The organism is Fictibacillus macauensis ZFHKF-1 (genome assembly GCF_000269865.1).
Classification (GTDB): domain Bacteria; phylum Bacillota; class Bacilli; order Bacillales; family Fictibacillaceae; genus Fictibacillus_C; species Fictibacillus_C macauensis.
Genome location: NZ_AKKV01000005.1, coordinates 49,774 through 72,520, shown reverse-complemented (window position 1 = coordinate 72,520; position 22,747 = coordinate 49,774). Strand labels below are relative to the sequence as shown.

The 22,747-nt window shown below is 39.2% G+C and carries 30 protein-coding genes; 3 read left to right on the top strand and 27 right to left on the bottom strand.

All coding sequences use genetic code 11. From position 1 onward, the window contains the following. Positions 1-24: 24 nt before the first annotated feature. From A374_RS00595 to acpS, 9 genes are all read right to left on the bottom strand, one after another. The gene (locus A374_RS00595; protein ID WP_007200232.1) at positions 25-1,032 is read right to left on the bottom strand and encodes a PP2C family protein-serine/threonine phosphatase; all 1,008 of its coding nucleotides are present in this window, start codon (positions 1,030-1,032) and stop codon (positions 25-27) included. A gap of 11 nt (positions 1,033-1,043) precedes the next feature. Then, positions 1,044-1,445, bottom strand: coding sequence for an anti-sigma regulatory factor (locus A374_RS00590; protein WP_007200231.1), 402 nt, complete (start codon positions 1,443-1,445; stop codon positions 1,044-1,046). Positions 1,446-1,447: 2 nt separating this feature from the next. Continuing rightward, complete coding sequence (locus tag A374_RS00585; protein ID WP_007200230.1) at positions 1,448-1,804, bottom strand: STAS domain-containing protein; 357 nt, start codon at positions 1,802-1,804, stop codon at positions 1,448-1,450. 14 nt (positions 1,805-1,818) lie between these two features. Continuing rightward, positions 1,819-2,634 (bottom strand): RsbT co-antagonist protein RsbRA, encoded by an 816-nt coding sequence (locus tag A374_RS00580; protein ID WP_007200229.1) that lies wholly within the window; start codon positions 2,632-2,634, stop codon positions 1,819-1,821. A 269-nt stretch (positions 2,635-2,903) separates the two neighbouring features. After that, on the bottom strand, positions 2,904-3,254 hold the full coding sequence (gene ndoA / locus A374_RS00575; protein WP_007200228.1) for a type II toxin-antitoxin system endoribonuclease NdoA: 351 nt from the start codon (positions 3,252-3,254) through the stop codon (positions 2,904-2,906). A gap of 4 nt (positions 3,255-3,258) precedes the next feature. Then, the gene (locus A374_RS00570; RefSeq protein ID WP_007200227.1) at positions 3,259-3,540 is read right to left on the bottom strand and encodes a CopG family ribbon-helix-helix protein; all 282 of its coding nucleotides are present in this window, start codon (positions 3,538-3,540) and stop codon (positions 3,259-3,261) included. 160 nt (positions 3,541-3,700) lie between these two features. After that, on the bottom strand, positions 3,701-4,864 hold the full coding sequence (alr, locus tag A374_RS00565) for an alanine racemase (RefSeq protein WP_007200226.1): 1,164 nt from the start codon (positions 4,862-4,864) through the stop codon (positions 3,701-3,703). A gap of 144 nt (positions 4,865-5,008) precedes the next feature. Further along, entirely contained in the window at positions 5,009-6,040 is a 1,032-nt protein-coding gene (locus A374_RS00560; RefSeq protein ID WP_007200225.1) for a LolA family protein, read from the bottom strand. A 128-nt stretch (positions 6,041-6,168) separates the two neighbouring features. Then, entirely contained in the window at positions 6,169-6,528 is a 360-nt protein-coding gene (acpS, locus tag A374_RS00555) for a holo-ACP synthase (RefSeq protein ID WP_007200224.1), read from the bottom strand. An 84-nt stretch (positions 6,529-6,612) separates the two neighbouring features. Here acpS and A374_RS00550 point away from each other — a divergent pair, with 84 nt between their 5' ends. Further along, positions 6,613-7,209 carry a rhomboid family intramembrane serine protease gene (locus tag A374_RS00550; RefSeq protein ID WP_007200223.1) on the top strand — a complete coding sequence of 199 codons (597 nt, stop codon included), beginning with the start codon at positions 6,613-6,615 and terminating at the stop codon, positions 7,207-7,209. Between the two features lie 42 nt (positions 7,210-7,251). On the opposite strand, the gene A374_RS00545 is transcribed toward A374_RS00550, so the two are convergent. The 6 genes from A374_RS00545 to A374_RS20800 all read right to left on the bottom strand — a co-directional run bounded on the left by A374_RS00545 (position 7,252) and on the right by A374_RS20800 (position 11,407). Beyond that, a complete protein-coding gene (locus A374_RS00545) occupies positions 7,252-8,007 on the bottom strand; it encodes an STAS domain-containing protein (RefSeq protein ID WP_007200222.1) in 756 nt (251 codons plus the stop codon). Next, positions 7,994-8,665: a cobalamin B12-binding domain-containing protein gene (locus tag A374_RS00540; RefSeq protein WP_007200221.1), complete on the bottom strand. Its 672-nt coding sequence runs from the start codon at positions 8,663-8,665 to the stop codon at positions 7,994-7,996. Before A374_RS00540 ends, A374_RS00545 begins: the two co-directional genes overlap by 14 nt. Before the next feature lie 21 nt (positions 8,666-8,686). Beyond that, a complete protein-coding gene (locus tag A374_RS00535; RefSeq protein WP_007200220.1) occupies positions 8,687-9,034 on the bottom strand; it encodes a hypothetical protein in 348 nt (115 codons plus the stop codon). After that, positions 9,031-9,336, bottom strand: coding sequence for an antibiotic biosynthesis monooxygenase family protein (locus A374_RS00530; RefSeq protein ID WP_007200219.1), 306 nt, complete (start codon positions 9,334-9,336; stop codon positions 9,031-9,033). Before A374_RS00530 ends, A374_RS00535 begins: the two co-directional genes overlap by 4 nt. Positions 9,337-9,449: 113 nt before the next feature. After that, positions 9,450-10,403: a magnesium transporter CorA family protein gene (locus A374_RS00525; protein ID WP_007200218.1), complete on the bottom strand. Its 954-nt coding sequence runs from the start codon at positions 10,401-10,403 to the stop codon at positions 9,450-9,452. Between the two features lie 113 nt (positions 10,404-10,516). Further along, entirely contained in the window at positions 10,517-11,407 is an 891-nt protein-coding gene (locus A374_RS20800) for a hypothetical protein (protein WP_162098285.1), read from the bottom strand. A gap of 221 nt (positions 11,408-11,628) precedes the next feature. On the opposite strand from A374_RS20800, the gene A374_RS00515 reads away from it, so the two are divergent. Next, entirely contained in the window at positions 11,629-12,882 is a 1,254-nt protein-coding gene (locus tag A374_RS00515; protein WP_007200216.1) for a tetratricopeptide repeat protein, read from the top strand. 17 nt (positions 12,883-12,899) lie between these two features. Next, positions 12,900-13,037: a hypothetical protein gene (locus A374_RS20405; protein ID WP_156793086.1), complete on the top strand. Its 138-nt coding sequence runs from the start codon at positions 12,900-12,902 to the stop codon at positions 13,035-13,037. A gap of 4 nt (positions 13,038-13,041) precedes the next feature. Here A374_RS20405 and A374_RS00510 read toward each other — a convergent pair whose 3' ends face one another. The 12 genes from A374_RS00510 to A374_RS00455 all read right to left on the bottom strand — a co-directional run bounded on the left by A374_RS00510 (position 13,042) and on the right by A374_RS00455 (position 22,628). After that, the gene (locus A374_RS00510; RefSeq protein ID WP_007200215.1) at positions 13,042-13,380 is read right to left on the bottom strand and encodes a L,D-transpeptidase; all 339 of its coding nucleotides are present in this window, start codon (positions 13,378-13,380) and stop codon (positions 13,042-13,044) included. Positions 13,381-13,429: 49 nt separating this feature from the next. Continuing rightward, on the bottom strand, positions 13,430-13,945 hold the full coding sequence (locus tag A374_RS00505; protein ID WP_007200214.1) for a DNA-3-methyladenine glycosylase I: 516 nt from the start codon (positions 13,943-13,945) through the stop codon (positions 13,430-13,432). Positions 13,946-13,965: 20 nt separating this feature from the next. Next, positions 13,966-14,523 carry a signal peptidase I gene (gene lepB / locus A374_RS00500; RefSeq protein ID WP_420794937.1) on the bottom strand — a complete coding sequence of 186 codons (558 nt, stop codon included), beginning with the start codon at positions 14,521-14,523 and terminating at the stop codon, positions 13,966-13,968. Between the two features lie 113 nt (positions 14,524-14,636). Next, a complete protein-coding gene (locus tag A374_RS00495) occupies positions 14,637-14,975 on the bottom strand; it encodes a VOC family protein (RefSeq protein ID WP_007200212.1) in 339 nt (112 codons plus the stop codon). Continuing rightward, positions 14,972-15,982 carry an S-adenosylmethionine:tRNA ribosyltransferase-isomerase gene (locus A374_RS00490; RefSeq protein WP_007200211.1) on the bottom strand — a complete coding sequence of 337 codons (1,011 nt, stop codon included), beginning with the start codon at positions 15,980-15,982 and terminating at the stop codon, positions 14,972-14,974. Before A374_RS00490 ends, A374_RS00495 begins: the two co-directional genes overlap by 4 nt. Further along, entirely contained in the window at positions 15,979-16,698 is a 720-nt protein-coding gene (locus A374_RS00485; RefSeq protein WP_007200210.1) for an SDR family NAD(P)-dependent oxidoreductase, read from the bottom strand. Before A374_RS00485 ends, A374_RS00490 begins: the two co-directional genes overlap by 4 nt. 160 nt (positions 16,699-16,858) lie before the next feature. Continuing rightward, entirely contained in the window at positions 16,859-17,494 is a 636-nt protein-coding gene (locus A374_RS00480; protein WP_007200209.1) for a YdcF family protein, read from the bottom strand. A gap of 470 nt (positions 17,495-17,964) precedes the next feature. Further along, a complete protein-coding gene (uvsE, locus tag A374_RS00475; protein ID WP_007200208.1) occupies positions 17,965-18,933 on the bottom strand; it encodes a UV DNA damage repair endonuclease UvsE in 969 nt (322 codons plus the stop codon). 88 nt (positions 18,934-19,021) lie between these two features. Continuing rightward, the gene (locus A374_RS00470) at positions 19,022-20,302 is read right to left on the bottom strand and encodes a GerMN domain-containing protein (RefSeq protein ID WP_007200207.1); all 1,281 of its coding nucleotides are present in this window, start codon (positions 20,300-20,302) and stop codon (positions 19,022-19,024) included. Continuing rightward, positions 20,289-20,834 (bottom strand): RNA polymerase sigma factor SigX, encoded by a 546-nt coding sequence (locus tag A374_RS00465; RefSeq protein WP_007200206.1) that lies wholly within the window; start codon positions 20,832-20,834, stop codon positions 20,289-20,291. Before A374_RS00465 ends, A374_RS00470 begins: the two co-directional genes overlap by 14 nt. 320 nt (positions 20,835-21,154) lie before the next feature. Beyond that, positions 21,155-21,763, bottom strand: coding sequence for a TetR/AcrR family transcriptional regulator (locus tag A374_RS00460; protein WP_007200205.1), 609 nt, complete (start codon positions 21,761-21,763; stop codon positions 21,155-21,157). A 10-nt stretch (positions 21,764-21,773) separates the two neighbouring features. Beyond that, entirely contained in the window at positions 21,774-22,628 is an 855-nt protein-coding gene (locus A374_RS00455) for a GNAT family N-acetyltransferase (RefSeq protein ID WP_007200204.1), read from the bottom strand. Positions 22,629-22,747 lie beyond the last annotated feature (119 nt).

Genomic DNA, 22,747 nt, shown 5'->3' with positions numbered 1-22,747 from the left:
TCGTTTACCCTTAAAGAAGGTTGATTAAACCTTTCTTTTTAAAATAATTAATGTGAAATCATCCCTCAGTTCAAATTCCTGAAGTCGTTCAAGTTCATTAAAGACAGACTCTACAACTTCTTGAGCCGGTTTATGCATATGAGCTCGAATCAAATCAACAATTTCATCTCGCTCAATAAACCCTTTACTCGTCCGACATTCTGTCACACCATCGGATAGCAAGATAATCATATCACCAAGGTTAACACGCAGTTGATATTCTTTATATCTCGTCTGTCGCGATACGCCAAGGACAAGCCCTTTAGCAAACATATCTTCAAATCGATCTTCACTCGCTCGATAAAAAAAGCCAGGCTCATGACCAGCACCCGCATAATAAAATTCATGCAAGTCTGTATCGTAAAGCCCGTAGAGCATTGTAATAAACATATTGGGATGAACATTTTGTTCAACGACGCGATTTAAATTTTCCAGTAACAAATTTGGTTGCATGCGCTGCTCCGGCAGACTATCCATCGCATACTTAATCATAGACATACAAAGAGCAGCTGGTATTCCTTTACCGATAATATCGGCAACCGCAATACTAACTGATTTATGATCTTTTACAAAGTTAAAATAGTCCCCATTCATTTTCTTAGCGGGGACGCTTTTTACTCCAATATCGAGCCCGTCCACTGTTGGCACGTCACTCATTAAAAGCGTCTGTTGCATGCTTGCTGCCACTTCAATTTCTGACTCCAGCTGACGTTGCCGCGTGCGCAAGCTTTGATGCTCACGATAAGCAAAGCCATAGCCAATCATGACTTCGAGAAGAAAATCGAAAGAATCCTTCAATTCCTCGGACATGTCTGGAAATAACTCATGTAGAACGCTGACATGATCGCTCAACACATCATCAGGGGATATTTGTTGTTCGATGAGCTTTCTACTAAATTGTTGCCCTTTGTACAACGCTGTTTCACTTTTCCCTTTTAAGTAGGTCTTCAGCAAATCTTTATAACGATCAATGATTAAATCGCGATCACTCATCGCAACACCTCCTAACGAAGCCATTTCGTGGCAATTATTTCTGTTCCAGAACCTACAACGGAGTCAATCATAAATTCATCCATTAGGCGTTTTACACCTGGAAGGCCAGCTCCAAGTCCACCTGACGTCGTATAGCCATCTTCCATTACTTTTCGGATATCTTTAATCCCTGGTCCGTTATCAGTTGCGATAATTTTCAATCCGCGCTTCCCCATTTTTTCAGCTGCTTCAATGCAAATTTTCCCGTTGCCCGCATACAAATAAATGTTTCGCGCCAATTCTGAAATAGCCGTCGTAATGCGCGCTTGATCGACATTGCCAAACCCAAGCTCTTTTGCCATGTTTCTGCCGAGTTGTCTTGCGCTGACGATGTCCCATTCATTGCAAACTTCTACACAGGATTGGATGTTCATGGTCATCCCTCCAGTTCCAGTCGCAATTTATCTAGCCCTTGTTCAAGATCGAGAGCAGTCGGCACTTCTCTCATGGAGATTCCAAGATCAATAAGAGTAATCGCCACCGCTGGTTGAATACCGGTTAAAACCACTTGGGCTCCCATTAACTTCGACATGCGTACAACATCACCTAATACTTTAGCGATAAATGAATCAATCATGTCTACAGACGTTAAGTCAATGACAACGCCTTTGGCACCCGTATCATGTATTTTATTTAAAAGGTCTTCCTGAAATTGCAGTGCTGTTTGGTCATCTAATTCTACTTGAATGGTAATTAGCAAATATTCATGTAGTTTTAAAATAGGAATCCTCATCGTTTGTCCACTCCCTATTTTTCCTTCACAATCTGTTGGTTTGTAATATCTAACGCTTGTTCCATCCCTTTTTGTAACGTGCTTCTTGTTGGGAATAAACTTAAATCAATACCTAAACTGACGATCGTCTGTGCAATTTCTGGTCGGATTCCGACAAGAATACATGTTGATCCTAATAAGCGAACAGCATCTGCTGCTTGAATAATATGATGTGCTACCATCGTATCAACAACCGGCACACCCGTTATATCAATAAGCACTACTTGAGAGCGATATTGAATAACACCTTCTAATAGGTTTTCCATTATAAGCTTTGCCCGCTCTGTATCGATAGTACCAATTAATGGCATAACACTAATATGTTGAAAGACAGGAATAAGAGGGGCTGAGAGTTCTAAAAGAGCAGATTTTTGAATGGAGACCGTGCGTTCCCATAATCGCGAGGAATTCGTAACTACTTTATTAAGAATTGGATCCATCCAATAATCGACTTCTCGATAAATTTCAATGGCAACGTCCTTATTCAAGTCTTCTTCTAAAACCACTTCAAGAATAATTCTTCGGTACGTTTGCAGCCCTTGTGTAATATATTCAAGCGGCATATTCGCTCGAAGAACTTTATCAAAAAAACGTTCTAGCGTGCCATCTTCCGAAATATCTCCAAGGCTGACGTGATTCATTAATAGATCAAGAAATTCACGGTTCAGCTCATTGTACATATGGGGTGTCATGGCGCTCGTTTCCGTTTTAAAGCCGCCAAGCTCTTGTTCCCAAAGCTCCTTAATTCGGCTTCGTTTCATTTGTATAACATTCATTGTTTCGGCGTTCATTCTAATCCCCCTAAGTGGTCGCTACACTACAAATATTATTCCATTTCTCGTCCATTCTTGCAATCTTTAGCTATAAGGTTCGACAACTACATCGAAATCATGTTCACACGTTACTAGTAACTTATTACCAATTTATACTTTTGCTTATTTTGTTCGGTATGCTTTCAATTTTCTTCTATAATACTGTTTCCTAAAGGAAATGCGCCATCTCTAGCTTGACCTCATCTAAAATAAAAAAAACTGCTGTTTTTTCTTAAAAAAACGGCAGTTTAAAAGTCGATAAGACCGAGACTGATTTGTAACGCTTCATCAACGCGTCGCATCATTTCGTCATCAAGATGCGTAATTTTGTCGGTCAGCCTTTGCTTGTCGATTGTTCTTATCTGTTCAAGCAAAATAACTGAATCACGTTCAAAGCCGTATTTTTTCGCATTTATTTCAACATGCGTCGGCAATTTCGCTTTTTGGATCTGAGCCGTAATGGCTGCAACAATGACAGTCGGGCTGAATCGGTTACCGATATCATTTTGTATAATTAAAACGGGTCTGATTCCACCTTGTTCTGAGCCGACAACAGGGGAAAGGTCTGCAAAGTAAACGTCTCCGCGTTTTACGATCAATGGCCTACACCCCGCTAACTAAGCGGTCTAAGGTAAGTTCAGCTTCCTCCTCCAAAAGAAAGGCCTCAGAAGCAATATTTAAATTAATTTTCGCCATCTCCATGTATCCCTGTCTCATAGACTCTCGAATCTGACGTTTTTTCTTTTCGCGGATATACATCTTTGTTGCTTGATGTATGAACTCGCTCCGGTCTAAATTTTCTTTCTTAATCATGCGGTCGACCTCATTAATGAGTTGTTGAGGTAAATTGATTACAATTCTTTTTGTGTTAGCCAATTCGGACACACCCACACCTCCAGAGCAAAGCTTTCTCATTGTTAGTACACATAAACAGTATTCGTTCATAATGAACCAAGTATAATCTTAACATTTCAGATTGAGCTTTGCAAAACGATTTTCAGAGTTATTATTCTTCATTATTTGCTATAGTCCTGCTAATATTCTGCTAAAAATTTAAAATTGCATTCATTTTTTCTAAAATTCGACCTTGTTTTTTATAAATTCGCGGTACACGAGCTGTAAGAAGACATGAAATCTCATAATTTATTGTCATAGCCTGACGGGCTACGTCATCTGCTGAAATCTCCGCTTCTCCTTGTCTACCGATTAAAGTGACTGTTTCGCCTACGTTCATTTCATGGGGTAGCTGAATCATGGATTGATCCATACAAATGCGCCCAGCAAATCGTGTACGCTTTCCTTGCACGAGCACTTCACCATTTTCACCGTAGCGACGAATCCATCCATCTGCATACCCAATTGGCAGCGTGCCAATCCACTCTTCCTTTAAAGCGACATACGTAGCTCCATAGCTTACCGTATCACCAGGCTCCACTTTTTTCACATGAACTAATTTCGTATGAAGACTAAGCGCTGGTTTTAACGAAAATGGCAGGACAGCTTTCATTTCAGGCGAAGGGGTTAATCCATACATCGCAATGCCAATGCGAGCAATGTTAAAAAGCTTTGTAGGAAAACGCAGACTAGCCGCACTATTCCCACAATGCAAGTAGGTAGGCTCGACCCCCATTTGCCGCACCATGTCGACAACGTCTTCGAACCTTGCAAACTGTTGGTCAACAAGTTCAGATTGCAGTTCATCTGCCGTCGCAAAGTGTGTAAACATTCCTTCAAAAATAAAATGAGGATTACTCGCAATCGTTGTTGCTACCTGCTGAATGTCTTCGAATGAGCGCGCTCCGATTCGTCCCATGCCCGTGTCGACCTTAAGATGAACATTTACCGCTTCACCATCGACAAGTTGCTTACTAGCCTCATGTAACCACTCTTGTTGAAAAACGGTTAGTGAAATCTTCCATTCATATGCAAGGCGAACATCGCTTGGACGCGTCACACCCATCACTAGAATCGGCTCTTCTATTCCTTGCTTTCGAAGCGCAATCGCTTCATCCATTAAAGCAACCGAGAGCCATGTCGCACCTGCTTCCACAGCTGCACTTGCTACTTGATAGGCACCATGTCCATACGCATTCGCCTTTACGACCGCCATTATATTCGTTTTTTGAGGAAGATGTTTTCGAAAGGATGCAATGTTTTCTTGAATGGCAGACAAATCTATTTCTGCCCACGTATCTCTATAATAGTTCATGCCAACCGCCTCTTTTACTTATTATCTTATACAGTGAACACAATCTCTATCCGCTATTTTACATGAAGAGGCGTAGTCAGTCAGCATTTAGAAAGAAAAAGAGCTGTTTCACAAAAAGCGTAAAACAGCTACTCACTTGTTCAATTATTTAGAGCCCTTTGCCATCACAGAGCGAGCAATAGCCGTTAACTCTTCTTGTTTTAAAGAATTGGAGGCTAAGAAGAAATCCGTTCCTTTATATGTCCACGTGACCGAATGATTGTTCATTGCCCCAACTGTAAAGCCAAGATCGACTGGCTCACTACCATTCAGAGTCAGCCTTGCTCGTTTCCCAGCGGATGTTGAGACTGCATCTGCGTTGCGTTCAATTAACGTAAAGGTCGTTTTTTTGTTTTTGTCACTAAACTTTAGAACGACTTGTTTGCCTAGTTCTGTCGTTACTTGCTTTTCATCCTGTAGCTCGATGTGTCCAGGGCCTGTATACTTTGGATAAAGAACATTCATCGTTTTACTAGCTGCAGGCGTCATCGTCGGAAGCTCCATTTGGGCACCTGTCATATTCGTTTCCATATCAAAAGCACCTTTATCAAACTTGGCATTAAATTTTACATTTGAAAACTTCAAACTTACAAGCTCTTTTGCATCCTTATCCATTACACGCACAAGCTTAGGCGCAAAGTCTTTATCGAACGTAATTTCCTGCTGATATAAATTTTTATTTTGATAGTTTGTTTTTGTATGAAACACATACGCATTTTCTTTTGCTTTAAAGGCACGATCTGTATCGTTAATCACATCAGCTGCAAGGGATTCAAATAAATACACTTGGCTATTATTTTCCGGCCAGTCACTTTGGAAGCGAAAGCTTTTATTTAGTGCAGGTGTTAAAACAAATACGCCTTCTTTGTTTCGCAGAATCATTTGGCTTTGATCTTTCTTTTCATTCTTCAAATGAACACGATAAAAGTTCGGTTTTTTATGCCAAATTTCCAATGAATATTTCAATGGTTTTTCACCGGTATTCAACGTCATTACAGCATCTGCTTTGTATCCTGTCATATTGTCCATTTTCTTTCCGAGCGATGTAACCACATCCTCTTGGCTTTTCGCGCCACAACCCGCCAATACGAATATGAATACAAACGCCATCAAGATCGTTGATAGTGTCTTCTTCATTCTCTTCTATCCCCTTCGCCCTTGTATTTGACAAAGAGGGTACCTGTACATCAAACAGGACATCCCTCCCGACCGCAATACAATATATGAGGAGAAGTAGGACAATATGCAGACTAGCTTTTCGATCCTTACGTCATTTCTTCAAAAATCACTTGAGCCGCCGCTAGTTCTCGTGTGTGTGTAATCGAGACGTGTACACACATCCCTTCTTCTGGTTGGGCAATCATTGGCTTTCCTGAGCTATGGCGAATGATTTCAATATCATGCCACGATAAATCTTTACCAATGCCTGTACCTTTTGCTTTTGCATATGCTTCTTTAGCCGCAAAGCGGCCGGCAAGAAATTCAATTTTTCGTTTACCGCTGTATCCGTTATACGTTTCCATTTCTAATGATGTTAATATACGCTCTGCAAAACGAGGCTGCCGCTGCAGCACTTTTTCAACGCGCGAAAGCTCGACAACATCTAATCCTAGTCCAACAATCATTACCCTTTTCCCTCGCTTCTTTACTGTTCTAAAATCTCACGACTATGGTAAAATTACTATACTATACTTAGGCGGTGATCTCACTTGTTTGCACGAGAAGAATCCTTTAAAGAATTTTTAAAACGCTATCCACTCGTTTCTGCCATCTTAGCTATTCAACTCATTGTGTATGTGCTTATGACCTTTACACCGTTAGAAGTAGAACTAAGCACTACCTTTATTGGATATAACGAAGCGATTTCGCAAGGCGAGTATTGGCGACTCATCACTCCCCTTATTACGCATATTGAATTTCCACATCTTTTGTTTAATTCCTTTTCGCTTTTTATCTTTGGACCTCTATTAGAACGATTGCTCGGTAAAGGGTTATTTATAATTAGTTATTTCGGATCCGGAATCCTTTCCCACCTCTTACTTCTTTATTTATTACCGGAAAACTATGCTTATCTAGGCGCTTCCAGTGCTATTTTTGGATTATATGGTGTGTATACGTACTTATTATTCTTTAAAAAACACATCCTTGGCACAGAAGGACGTCAGCTTCTTTTACCGTTAATCGTTATTGGTTTAATTTTAAGCTTTGTTTCATTAGATGGAAGTGAAGGGATTGTCTATGGTCATCTCTTTGGCTTTTTAGGCGGAGTAGTCCTTGCTCCATTCACAACCTTCCGCCTCCGTTAAGAAAACCAGAAGAGCTGTTACGCACAGCTCTTCTGGTTTTCTTTAAATATATTTTTGTAGCGCATCTTTTAATGTGGATAACGTAGTAAACGATACAGCAGAATCTAAATTATGTAATTGTTGCGCATGAATTGGTTTTACACCCACTATGACAGCAGCAATACCTCCCATATACCTTAATGCGCGAAAGAGTTGATCTAATTGTAATAGCCCCTCAAGTGTAATCGTTCCTACAGCTGTAAAGTCGAATAGCGCTGTTTCAAGCTCGTGTTCATATGCGCGCTTTAACGTTTGTTCTTTAATGGCATTAATTTTCCGATCCGTAATATCGCCGAACAAAGGAATGAGAGCAACACCACCAGAAAGCATAATAAAAGGCCCTGATAATTGATCAATTGCATAAAAAGCTTTTTCAAGCTCCTCTTTCTTTTCAAACAATTCAAAGTCCGTTGTGAGTAGTCGGTGTTGCAACTGTTGAACCATTTGTTCTAATTTCGCATTTGTATCTTCTTTTCGTATGCAAATGATATGACCATGAACGTAATGATCCCATGTAACATATAAATCAAACAGTTCAAAAGGGCTTTCCTTCGTTTGTAGACTAATTTCTAACGGACGATCATCGCGAGACAACGCTAAAAAGCCACGAAGCTTCCTTTCATTTTCCTCATCTGCTAAATGGAGAAAATTATAAGGGATATGAAAAAGCTGGGCCGCCTTTTCAGAATAATACAGCACCTCTAACGCTTCATTTACTTTAATGTACGGTACTGGTAGTGCATAATCAGTGACTAGCATTCTGTTTCTCTCCTGCTTTATAGAGCTTCAGCCAATTTTCTAGCTTCGTCATATCTTCTATAATAACCGTGTGGTTTGAACAATACGGCCTTAAATCGTACTTAGATGCAAGCCGACCTCCAACGAGCACGGTTGGTCCATAGTCTAATCCCTCAAGTTTCTCTACATAGGCCCGCAAATTCGGTAAATGATAGAGCAGTGAAACAGATAGACCAATCACATCCGGTTGCCACATCTTGGCTTTGCCAACTGTATATTCAAGTGGAAGGTCCGCCCCCATATACCGTGTGTCCCAACCTTGTTCATCAAATAAACCAGCAACCATTTTTAACCCAAGCGCATGCTGCTCTCCTTCTAAACAAGAAAACATCGCTTTATAGTTATGACTATGCACTGGCAACACGCGCTGATCATCGGGGCGATAATGATATTGCGCAAGTACAAAATCACAGACAGCTGTCGCAACATGCTCTTCTGCAACCGTGATTTCATTTCGTTCCCATAAATCGCCAATGTAGCGCATTGCCGGCGTTAAAAGCTCTTGATAAACACGAAACCTAGGCTGATTTGTGGCGATTGCTCGCAAAAGACGAATGGCATTTTGTTGGTCGCCAGCAAGCAAATACGAGGCAAACTGCTGAGGTTTTTGAGTCTCCACGCTCACTTCCTCCTTATGTTTTTACTGTAGAGCTTGGATGCCAAGAGATAAGTAATTTCTGTACGTCTTCACACGATCATTTTGAGTCATAACCGCCAAACGCAGATCGATTGCTTCAAAATTATACCGCAGTAAAGCAGCCGTCATACCATGTCCTTGTAAAATGCCCTGTAACCAGCGTACATAATCAACGAACATTTGTGGATTATTTAGCTCATATGCTGTTGCCAAATGCTTCATATGATGATAATTATCTTCTACAGCTTTCCGTTTTCCTTTTTCACCATACCGATCAAAGAGGCTTGGGTAATCGCTATACATTTGCTCAATTACTTCGTCAACAATCCTTTCCTCAAAGTCTGTAGTCACGTTGCCACCACCTTATATTGACGAACTGTAGGTACAATCGCTGCTAATTCTTGATCGGGATATTTCTTTTCTAAATCATGAATGTCTTTAAACTGTTGACTGCGTACCCACGAAAGGTACTGTTCCTTTGTTTCAAATGTGAGCTGAACCGTAATTTCTCCTGGGCGCTTCTCGTTTTGAAGAAGTAAAAAATCTATAAATCCTTCTGCTTGATCGACTGACCGAGATCGATTTTTATAAATAGAAATTACTTCTTCTGCTTTTCCTTCTGGCACTGCAAATGTCGAATGAACAATATACAATGAAATCACCCCTTTGTGAGCGTTCTAGCTCTTAAACATTTCAGCTTAAAGCCGCTATTTCCTTCTACTTTTATAGAATTTCTGCCAGAGAATCATTACAAAGTTCCTAGCGCTCATTCTTTCGTATCGGACGTTTTTACTGTACTTTTACGCAATAGCCTCGTTTTTCTGTGATGATTTTTTAATAAATCACCAGTCCAACCTTTCCAGCGTAACCATCCATAAACCCCTGCAATCGTCACTACAATGGCAAGCAAGGCATACACATAGCCATACTTCCAATCTAATTCGGGCATATTTTTAAAATTCATTCCCCAAATGGAACCGAGCATCATCCCAGGTGTAAATAAAACGGTAACGACGGTGAGTGTTTTCATAATCTCGTTCCCTCGATGAGCAGACATTACTTCTTCAAGATGAATCATCGTTTCAATATCTTGCTTATAGTGATTAATGAGGCTTAGCGTACGTTCAATACGTAAACTAGTTCGTTGAAACTCTATCTGATTTGTACCACTTTCTAAAAACGCCTCTTGTGCGCCGCGCTTTATTTCTTCAATCGGTGTTGTTAAATCACTCCATAACAGCAATTCTTGACGTAAATAATAAATATTTTCCAAAATGGTTCGGCTATTATTGTTTCTCATGTTATATTGCAATGCTTTTAATTGCGTTTCAAATGAATCAATACCGTGTAAGTGATGGTTTAAGAGCTGTGCCAATAGAACGAAAAAACCTTCTAATGCTGTAGGGCACGTTTTCATACGCTGAATCATTTCTGCTTTATTCATTGTATTTACATAAAAAGCATTTGTAATTAATTGTTGTTCTGTAACAAAAAAATGAAAAAGCATTTGCTCCTCTTGCTCACTTTGTTGGTAAATCAGCGAACCACTCAAGGCGGGCTCTTCTAAAACATGAACGGTTAACACATTATTGGCTGTATGTTTGCTTTTATCGATCCATTCTTGACAAGAAGCTTCATGAAACAACGGTTCCTCGCTTTGATCAACAAAGCCCCAATCCACTTCATCATGCCACGTCCAATTCGAAAAAGTATGCTTCAATGTAATGCGCTCCTTTCCACCCTTCCTTCTAGAGACATAGCTTCTTATTCTTATACCCTGTTTTTGTGTAAATAAAAAGCAAATCCTTAAAGGAAAAGGATTTGCTTCATGTTCTATGAAATGCGTTGACTTTTTACGATCGTTCGATCGGTATGATCCCACGTATAAAGTGTTTTGCTTTCTTGTTCTAATAGTGATAATGAACGGCTTGTGCAGGAAACAATTTGCGAATGTGGAATATGATGCGTCCATTGTTCACCATTCACCACATTAACGTAGACAATCTTTTCCGACTTGCCTGAAGAAAGATCGAGCTCATAAATGAGCAACTCCTGTTCATTCACTTGGTGCAGCGTACGAGGCGAAATCGCTAGCGGGAGCTGCCGAATGATTTTCCCACCTTCTGTGAGCTCCAGTAGCATTTTCGGATCACCATATAAGATGGGTGCCAGGGAAATATAAACGGACTGATTCATGCAAAGAATGTCAGTCGGGGTCGCACTTTTGCTTAAATTGATTCTTTTCTTTCTACCGTTCTTAATTCTGTAAAGAACAGCTTGATCTTCTTCTACAATATATGTTGTCGCATATAGCGTATCTGCTTGCATTTCCACTTCCCAAAGAAGGCCACTCACCTTCCATTCTTTCACCAATATAGCGGACTGCTTTTTGAAGTGATAAAGGGTGCCTTTAGACCCATCTCCTTCACAAGCAATAATAATGTCTTCTGCAAATTCATAAAAGCTCGGTTTGCCTTTAACGTTGTACGAGGCAACAGTATTACTTTTCTGGTCTAATATTGAGACCGTATATTGATTCTTGTTATGATCTCTATTGGCTGAGAACCAGTAGTTTCCCACCTGGTCTTTATACACGTCTGTATAGGAAAACACAGTATCTTGATCGGAAAGAATTTCATTCCCGGCATCCGCCTTACCATTCGAGACATATAGCAGATTCTGGATATCTAGTTGTGGATCTTGCGCATACATTTTCGCCATCATGTCTACCTCCTTTAAAATGAGCCGGTTGTAACTTTCTTACCACGATTTTCTCTCATTTTTAAAAATTTGTTGATTGTTTTCTTCCAAAAGTCAATAATTTTCTGTTATATTTATCATAACAAAGATATTTGCAGACATGTATTGGGAAAGCTAGTAGTTTAGTTCCCAACAAACAACGGGGATAGCGTGACAATTTTCCCAAGTTCCGAAAGGGGGATTTCATGGTCGGTCAGCGAATAAGATATTATAGAAAAACCAAAGGCCTAACCCAGGAAGAACTGGCTCAGGGAATTTGCTCCGTTTCCTATTTAAGTAAAATTGAAAAGGGTGATGCCAGGTCAAGTGATGAAGTTCTCAATCTTTTATGTAAGCGATTAGGTATTTCGCCAGAGGAAGAAGATACCGACGAAATTTTGGGGCTTCTTGATGAATGGAACTTATTAATGGTAAATCGCCATACGGAAGTTGCTGCAGAAATGTTCAAATCTATTAGGGAAAAAATTAATAATACTCATAATCCTGAAATTATACTCAGATATAAAATATTTCAGATGAGATATTATTTAATTCCCCAAAATCGAGATTTAGACATTGTGGATAAGAACATTCAAGAAATTGAAAAAACGTTTGAACATCTGACCCCAGAATTGGTTTTTTTCTATTACACATGTAAAACAATCTATTTTAGTGAGAAGGGTAATCATGTACAGGGGCTTGAACTTGCGTTAAAAGCAGAAGCAATTTCAAAAGAAGTCAAGGTTCGTTCTGCATTTTTAGGTCATCTCTTCTACCTGATTGCATACTGCTATTCTTATTTATCAGCAATAAGTCCTGTTCATACGTATGCATTTAAAGCGCTTAGTATTTTTGACAGTGAGTATCTTTATTCTAGAAGTGCAGATTGTCAAATTTTAATTGGCATTAGTTTTAGGAGAGCAAATAATTTTGATGAAGCAGAGTATCATTACAATCAAGCATTAAAATATGCGTTGCAGTTTAAAGATAAGTTTATTTCATCAGTTATTTACCATAATTTAGGACTTGTTTATTCTTGTAAAATGGAACATGAGAAGGCAATAAAACTTTACGAAAAAGTTTTAGAAACGAGAAATCAAAGTGATTACAATACTGCACCAACTTACTTTTTAATAGCTAGTGCTTATTTTAAATTAAATCAGTTTGATGATTGCCAGACATACATTACTAAGGGTTTAGAAAATATAAAGGATACTAAAAATAATCCTCATTTTTTTCATCTGAAACTTTTAGAATATAGACTTGGCTCATTTGAATTTGAAGATTTTGAGCACTTTATGACCAAAAATGCGATACCTTTTTTCCAACAGAATAATCATTGGGAATTTACATCTGAATTTTGTGAAGTATTAGCTGATTGGTATTTTGAACAATCACAGTATAAAAAGGCCAGTACGTATTATCGTATCGCAAATAGTTCGAGAAAACATATTGTATAAAAAACTGGAGGTTTATTATGAAAAAAATTAGTTTATTATTATTAGCTACAGGATTACTATTGATTGCTAAACCAGTTATTAATGAAGTATCTACTCATGAGAATGCAGCTGGAGAAATAATCCCTAGTTTCCATGATGTACCAGGAAGACCTTAATTAATCACCCACCGATATGCACCTTCGTCCCGATCGGTACAATGCTTGCTAGCTCTAGCACATCTTTATTGTGCATGCGAACGCAGCCGTGCGAGACGTTATGGCCAATCGATGATGGGTCGTTTGTTCCGTGAATGCCATAGTGTGGTGCGGATAATCCCATCCACATTGCGCCATATGGACCGCCCGTTTCGGGGTCTTTGTTAACGATCGTATACGTTCCACCTGGTGTTGGTGTTAAAATCGCACCAGTAGCAATCTTATAACGCTTATATGGTTGTTGATTTTTAAATAAGATTAACGTTTTGTGTTTAACGGAAATGTAAATTTCATATGGATTCATAAAATACCACCCCCTCTTTTATACACTATGTAGAAAGAGGGGGTGGTGTTTATCTTTTTTCATAATTCTTTTTCCAACACTGCGGCTCATGATGAGGAGAAATAAAGCCCGTAGCCATAAGAAAACTTTCTGCTGTAGTCAGCCCAACATGTTTAAACGTTTGTTTAAGTGCTTTCTTTTTCTCTTCTACGTCAGTTGGAAGCTGCAACATATACTGATAAAGACTGCCATATTGCTCAATTAGGTTGGCACAGCGTCTAGCATTCTCGATGGTTGCTTCAATTTTCTTACGGTGCCTTACGATTCTAGCATTATTTACAAGTACCTCCACATGTTGCTCTGAATAATCTCTTACCTTCTGTACATTAAAGGCATCAAAGGCTTGTCTGAAATGCTCTCGTTTATGCAAAATTGTACTCCAGCTAAGCCCTGCTTGAAACATTTCTAACGTTAAACATTCAAAAAGCGCATCATCCTCTGTAACAAGTTCTCCCCACTCTTGATCATGATAGCTCTGTAGTAACGTACTTGCTTCACTCCACTTACAGCGTTGTAAATGATCCATACTTTCTCACCTTCTTGTCTCTATCGGGTTTGCCGCATATCCTCAAAAGGATAAATAACAACCTCTGAACGTCCTTCAATGCTAGCTATATTAATTAACCCTAAGCCGTTACGAGAATCAGTACTATTCAGACGGTTATCTCCCATAACGAAGCACTTTCCTTTAGGTACTTTAATCGGGCCAAAGTCTTCTGTCAATAAAACACCTAAACTATGTGCTTTCTTTTTATTGCGATTTAAATACGGTTCTTTTATTTCTTTGTGATTTACTAGTAACTGATCACGTCGTACTTCAATAGTATCCCCCGACACACCAATGACTCGCTTTACATAACGCTTCTTTTCTCCTTTAATGATAACAATATCACCAACCTTTGGTTCACCTAGCGAATAAATAATTTTATTAACATAAAGCTTGTCTTGATCATGAAGTGTTGGGGACATGGAAACTCCTTCTACCATATAAGGAGCGAAAAAAAAGGTCTTAATAATATATACGAGTACTAATGCAAAAACAATGGATTTTACCCAGCTGAGTAGTTCGCTTTTTTTCTTCTTCTCTTTTGCCATCGGATCCATCCTTTCTATTCATTACCTTTATAGCCAATCTATTCTACTACCATTTTACCGCAGAATGCTGACTACCCGTATGTTTAATTAAAAAAAGCCCGAACGTAAACGCTCGGGAATCGTTACTCTTTAACCCATTCTACGAACACTAGGTCTTTCCCTTCTAAAAAAAGAACGTTCCAGCCATTCTGTAGTGTATAAGGGCCTCTCCATTTCATACGTGGTACATGAAGTGTGGATAAATGGTTGAGAGCATGCTCGCTCCTATGGGCAAGGTGCGCACCAGCACAAGAAGGGCTTTCGGATTGAATCAGTTCAATCATTGTTGTCTTATTCGCTAAAAATACAATCTTTTCTCCCTCAACAATTGTTTCAAAACAAACGTTCATAGTGTACGCCGCTTCGTAAAAGGCGATGGCCTCCTTCAAATCCTTTACCTCAATGCCATAATGATGAATCATATAATTAAATTCATATCGCCAAATTCATGCCACAAGTAGCGATGTTCTACGGCCTCACTATAGGCTGCTTGCAAAAATTCGCGAGGAACAAATGCGGTTAATAAATCCAAATGGCTCGCTTCTGGCTCATGAAGACCGGTAATTAATCCATCTACTATTTGGAGCTTTGATTGCTCAGAAATGTATAAGTTCGTCCACCCTTTTTTAGGCTGTAGTGTTCCTGAAGCTGCAGCACTCTCAAGGGCCCTGACAACTGTTGTTCCCACTGCAATAATTCGCTTCCCTTTTTGTTTTGCTGTATGAATAACATTCGCTGTTTCTTTAGAAATGTTATAGAACTCCTTGTTCTCTCGGGGACCGATGTGCCAACGGTCATCCATTAAATAACTTAAGCCTGTATGTAGCTCAACAAAAGCAATTTTCACCCCCATAGCTTGCAATTGAAAAAGCAATTCCCAGCTAAAGGCGCGTCCTGCTGACGGCATTTCAACTGAGCCCGGGACGGAACCAAAAACGGTTTGATAGTAGTCAAGTTTCCAAGGTGTTTCGATATATTCATAGCGAACAGGTTCGCCAATTTTATAGACTTCGTCAAAAAAAGCTGGCTCTGGCAAATGAAAAAACAGTGTTATAAAAGGTGAATGTGCATTCACGTGTTCAACTACAGCTGTTAAATGCTTTGAAAAATGCAAGATCTCACCTTGTTCTAGCGACACATGTGGCACTAATACTTCCCATTGCTGAGCTTTTAGCCGCCTCGCTAATCGTACTTCGTATCGTCGGTCTTTACTCGTAGCCGTAAGAACAGCTGGCAATGTTCGACTAGCATTAAGAACAACAACATCGCCGCGCTCTAAATAGTGACTCAGGTGAAAAAAAACATCATGCGTTGTGCGCTTAGTTTTCGTATTGATGACGAGCATTTTCACGTAATCCCTGCGCACACCTCTCTTTTCAGGTGGAAGTGCGGCATTCAATTGACTAGGTAATGCGAAAGAAAAACTCATCGTACTAGCCCTCTTTCTTTTAGAAAGCTTTCAGCAACAATTCGCTGACCGTTGCACTTAGCTGAAACGAGATGAGCAAATACAGGTACTACGTCTTTTGGCTTTTTTAACTCATAGTCACAATCAGGTACTGCCTTCGCATGCATCTGGGTATCCATTTCCCCCGGATCGACCATATTTACCGTTACCTTACTATGCGCTACTTCTTCAGCCCACGTTTTTGTAAGCCCTTCCAATGCAAATTTTGAAATGCCATAGGCACCCCAGCCAGGAAATCCCGTATGTCCCGCTTCTGAGGTTACATTAATGATGCTTCCTTTATTTCTTTTTAGCATAAGTGGTAACACGCGTCTCGTCACAAAAAACGGTCCAAATGCGTTTACCCGCATGACTTTCTCAAAGTCATCCTCAGGATAATCAAGTAAATAAGGCATCGGACTCGGTCCTACAATCGATGCATTATTGATGAGCACATCAATTGTTTGAAAGGTTGCTTCTGTAACAGCAACGAAACGTTCTACATCTTTAACATTAGAAATATCTGCTTCCAGTGCTAACACATTTGCTCCTAATGCTCGTAATTCACTTGCTACTTCTTCAATGGCTTGCTGAGATCGTGCACAAAGTGCCAACTGAAATCCTTTCTGTGCAAAATATAAAGCTAGTTCCTTCCCCAACCCTTTTGTAGCCCCTGTAATCATCACCGTTTGATTCATCTCGTATACCTCCTATATAAGTTGTTGTATAAATAACGTTCCACAACGTGAATTATACTTTTTAAACAATTTAGTTTAATAAGTAACTTCATTATAATTATGGAAGATTATTCCGTCAACTAAAAAAAAGAACCAAATCATGATGATTTGATTCTTTTGCTTATAGATCGGTCCATGTGATTTTAATGTAATTATGGTTAATCCATCGTGCAGGATACGTAATAACATAGCCGGCTAAGTTAATTCCTTCATGGCTTAAAAACGGTAACTTTTTGCCCCATGTTCGATACGCTGAGTGCTCTGTAGGTGATGTAAATGCTTTAATACCTGTAAATGCGGCCATTGTCATGGCTCGTCTCATGTGATAAGGATCGCTTACAATTAATGCATTCTTCAAATGCTCATGATCCATAATATGTTTGGCATTTTGTAAATTTTGTTCCGTAATTCGTGAGCTTTCCTCAATATAAATGTCGTTAGCTGGCACACCCTGTTTGATGGCATATTTCTTAGAAATTGATGACTCAGATGGGGTTTCTGCATTATACTTTCCCCCCGTAAAGATGATTTTCTTTGCATAGCCTTTTTTATATAGATCAATTCCATGATCAATTCGCTCTTTTAAAACAGGAGAAGGTTTATTAAACCAGACAGCCGCTCCTAAAACGATAACGGCATCAGCCTTTCTCGTATCATCCTTAAAGCTATAGAAGTATACAAACAGCGTTGAGAAGACGTAAAGAAAAACGAGTAATAAGGCGAGCCGAACAATCCATTTACTAATTCTTTTTATCATTACGATCCCCCCTTAGTTGTTCAGTAACATTGACGGTTCCTTTTCTCTGTAAGGAGTCATCGCATTTGCCAAAAAACATCGATTTACCAATTATCTATTCCATTGCCTATTTTACATCTTTATAGTGGGCTACGTACACTGCAAATACTGGATAAAAAGTGATGTTTTTTTGAAACCTTGTAAAAATACACGAAAAAAGGACTTGAGACACACTATTTTCTCTGTTTTGTGACGCATTCGTGAGCTTAGCGCTTGATTTGCTCTCTTTTTGACCTCCTGCTCTTGCTCTGAGGGGGATTTGTCTGGTTTGCGCGCGAATCAGGTGCTCCTGCAAAACTTGAACGTAAGACAATCTAAAATGAAATTACTAGCGACATCAAAAAAATGACTTCAGCATCAAAAACCGATGATGAAGCCATTTTTATGAGTTAGGGCTGTTTATGTCCCAGCTTCTTTTCTGTTACCGTCTGTTAATCTCGCACATAAAAAGAGGAGCCATCCACCATTTCAATATCCTTACGACTCCGAATTTCTTTCATCAATTTAAACAAGGCACGGTCCTTTTGTTTTGCCTCAATCATACAATCGATTTGTGAAACAGTGCCTTTTACTTCACGCAAAAAATCAAAAAACATCCGACAGTCTACAAAATCGGCATGATGACGAAAGGCTTGTTCACTCTTTGGACTTGAAATATGTATTTTTAAAGGTAAGGATGCGTATTTCCATGATGTTACTACGCGTTCCCAGTGCTGTTGCCAATTGCTGTCTTTATGGTACGCAAGGTGATGGTGATAATCAAATACACAAGGAATACCAAGCTTTTCGCATAAAAAAAGAGTATCTTCTAGTGTAAAGGATGTATCATCATTTTCTAGCATAATCATTTGCTGAATGGGAGCAGGAACATCCATCCAATTTTCTACAAATCGTTCTAAAGCGGCTTCTGTTTCTTTATACTGACCTCCCACATGCAATACACAGCGATGTGCAGTAGGAATTTTCATTGCTTTTAACAGACGATAATGTAATTTTAGTGTCTCAACTGCATTGCGAAATACTTCATGTTTTGGAGAATTTAATAAAACGAAATGATCAGGATGGAAATCTAGGCGCATCTTGTGCTTTCGTGCAAACTCTCCAACCTCTTGTAAAAGTGGTCGCAAAGGCTTCAAATACTGCCAGCCTAGTAAATCTGGGTGATTTGCTAATGGAATGAGCCGTGATGTCATTCGATAAAAATGAATATCATGCGCGGCATTATGGCGTAAAAGACGGTACATATTTTCAATATTGGAGAGTGCAATTCGCTCTAACTTGCGAATCGCAGCTGCTTGATCTTCTATTTGTGAAAATCGAGCATAGGTCATCGTTTGGGATGGCGAAGCATTTTTTAATTCCATGCTCATGGCTACATAACCAAGGCGAACGAACGTCATGTAAGAAGCACCTCTTTCTCTTCTTAGTATGACCTAATAAAAACATAAAAAAACACACAGATTGCTTGAAACAATCTGCGTGTTCTCCTTATTTATTAATGACATTCACACCAACAATTGCAGGATACGGTTTTTTCACTTCTTTCATACCTGCCTCTTGTTCATCATAATCAATGGCTACTTCTGATTGATGATAATTTTTGGCTGTAACAAGAATTGCATCAATCATCTGTTGCTTTTTCTCTTCATTCTTTAATGTATAGTCTTCTACATTTACTTTCGCAATGCCGCTTGCCACCGTCGTTTCAAGATCTGTTCCCTCAGGTATTGGGGACGATAATGCTTGACTCTCATCCTCTTTACTTAGTTCCTGTAGTGCATTCGTAAAAGAGGCTGGTGGTGTTCCTTTTCCAGCTCCGAAGCTATCAACAAGAAACTGGTTTCCCGTAGAAGAGGTGTATACGTAAGCAGGTCCACCTTTCACATCTTGTACGTTCATATTTTCTAATGTTCCTTGTTCATCTGTTGTTACACCTGGTTGCCCATCTGTTAAAAAATTGACCGTAGAATATTTATAATCGTAGGCGAATGTGTATCCTAATAGTTTTGGTAATAATTTAGATTCAGAAGATGTAATCGCCCCTTTTGGGAAATCAAGGACTGCTTTGCCATCATCATCTTTAACGATTGCTTTATTTAATATCGTTGGCTTTAGCCCAACTTTTTCAGGTTGAAAGGTTTGCAGCACTTGATCCACTTTATCCGCATAAGGACGATCTCCTTTTACTAGGAAGGAAATAGGAATAACCACATCTTCTGCATCATTCGTATAAGCAACTGTTACGAGGGAACGACCAGCAGCTCTTTGCTTTTGCATTTCCTCTTCGGTTAATGGAGAGCTATATTTACGCTCTGTTACAGGTGGAAGAACCGCTGCTGTTGCCACTTCTCTTTCCTTTGCACGTGAAGCTTCCCGAGTTGCAGGTGTTTCTTGATTATTTTTTCCGTCTGTTCCTTTTTTAGCTGTTGCCTTTGTTCCATCATTTCCTTGGCTATGCGTTTTTGTATGGTCTGTTGAAGCTGTCTTTTTAGGATGATCTTTTTGCTCATGAACGGCTGGTGATTTTTGTTCTGAAGCTCCATTTGATTCATTTAATAAATCAGGGGTAATGTACAGTAAAATACCTACTGCACAAGCAGCAATGACACCTGGAAAAATCCATGTTTTCTTCAGACGGCGCACGTTCTTTTCCTGAAGGCGCTTCTCTATTTCTTGATAGACGACTTCTTTTGAGCGCAGATCTTGAATAACGGGCATCTTTTCAAGTTCATTTTCTATCTTATCTTCTGTCCATTTAGATGACGCCATCCTTCCACTCCTCCTTCAATCCTGGGGTTTCATCCAAAAAAGACTTTAATCCCTTAATGGCTCTATGTTGGGTAGTCTTTACTTTGCTTTCTGTCCAACCAAGTACCGCAGCTGTTTCTGCAATCGATAGAGATTGAATATACCGTAACACAATGACTTGTTGCTGAGGCAACGTGCATTTATATAGGGCATGATACAACTCTTTCACTGATTCCTTTTGTGTTAAAAACTCATCGGGTAGTGGGTCATTTTGAACGAGCCGGTCTTCACTTTCTCCAATACTAAAAAACAAAACTCTTTTTTTACGACGATTTTGTTTACGGAGCCAGTCGATCGTGACATGCCGCGCAATAGAGAACAACCATGTTTTCTCTGAACTTTTGCCAGCAAAGCTACTGTAAGCTTTCATTACTTTAATATATACTTCTTGCACAATATCTTCAGCTGCTTCTTTATTTCTCACCATATAAAAGATGAATTGAAATAAAGGCTGATGATATTCTTCATACAGCCGCTCAAACACGTCTTTCACTTGAGATGCCTCCTATCTTTCTAATTTATTTAGACGTCATCACTTCTTTAAACGTTTCACAAAAATTCACTGTTAAGTGTACGCTACTTCACTTAATAAAAAAAGGGAAATTTGTAAACCTTCGTGACGGATGGAAACAATTTCTTAGTATAGTACTCGAAAGACACATGCTTCTTTTTTCTGCTATTCCGTTCGTGATTACCCGGGAAATATCGACATTATTTTCTCATTTATACGACCAAGTACTTCTTAGCGTTACTTAGAAATGCCATAAAAAAAGAAGATAAGCTGCCATTCTTAACATAACAGCTTACCTTCTATCATTTATAAATGTACGTTGTAAACCATTGTTCCATAAAACGTGTCATTTGTTTATAACCCTTTTCTTCACCAATCAGCGAAAAATGAAGAACATTGCCATCACGTAACGCCCAAAAAAGTTGGGCAACGCGCTCACTTTGACACGCTTCTTTAAACTCTCCTGACCGCTTGCCCTCGTCAATAATTGATGTTACAAAAGAGGTGAACTGATCATAGCGTTCTTGCATGAGCTTCTTTAAAGCATCTTGTCGTGCACTATATAGCCAAAACTCTGTGTAAAGACGCATTAACGTTCTCCGTTCTTCTGTTAGTGACTCTTTTTCAAAACGTTCAAATAAATAAGCAAGCTTCTCTTTCGCTGAATGTCGAGAAGCAAAGGCTTCTTCAACTTCTTTAAAGAACTGCACAGACTGATGATGCAATATTTGCAAATAAATTTCCTCTTTACTACTAAAATAGTTATAGATGGCCCCTTTACTTACTTTAGACGTTCGTACAATATCATCGATTGTGGTTGCCTCATAACCTTTTTGTCCGAAGCATTGCATCGCGCTCCTGACAATTTCCATCCGTTTTTCTTCTTTATATTTCTCTGTTACTTTCGGCATAGGACACTTCCTAGTCTATCTTTTTTGACATATGTAGTTGCGTAACGAGAACCTCAAATTGATGTGTATGTAACCATTCCTTGACCTCATAGCATCGTTCCTGAATGTTAAAGGCTAGACGGCGATAGGATAATTGTGGTTCAAATATGTTAGAAAGCATATAAGCAACAAGTTGCGTACGATGAGGATTAGCTGGCGCGACATAACAGTGATAAAGCGTAATACTCTCATTTGGACGTTTTGTATATAACGCATACCCAACCGGTTGCTCCTTTTCATATACAAAAAGGACTTGCCCACCTTTTACATGCTGAGGCATCGTTTGCCAGGGCATATGGTCAAGTAGAGGAAAATGATGTGTAATCTCATGAGGAAATCCGTACTGACTGTCATATGAAAGGTCGTTATATGTTTCACATGACAGGATTCCGTTACGCACGTAGTAGGTTAGTTGTTCACATGGTGTATAGCCAAATTGTTTATACAGAGCGATTGCTGGCTCATTTTCAGAAATAGCTTCTAAATAAGCTTCCGTTATTCCTTCTTGTTGATACAACGCCATACACCCTTGTAGCAGAACTTTCCCTCCACCTTTCCCACGATGACTAGGGATGATTCCTGTCCCACCATTCCAAGCGATTTTTTTACCATTTATCGTCATAAATCCGTTTAATAAGAAGCCAACTGGTTTGTCCTGATCTAGTAATACAAGTGATTTTTCAGGAGATAACTGCTCATTTACTATTTTCAACAATAAGGCATCAACGGTCATTTGAATGTCTGTGAAATAGTATTTAAATCCTTCTGTAAATAGTTGGGCCGCTTGTTCAAATGATAACCTACTAAACGGTTGCAATCGATACATCTCCTTACCTCCTTAAAAAACGACTAGTCATTTTATTTTATTATATTCGATGAGTCTCAAAAAATATCCTTCAACAAGATGCAAGCAACTAAAAAAAGCCGAAGACAGTCTTCAGCTTT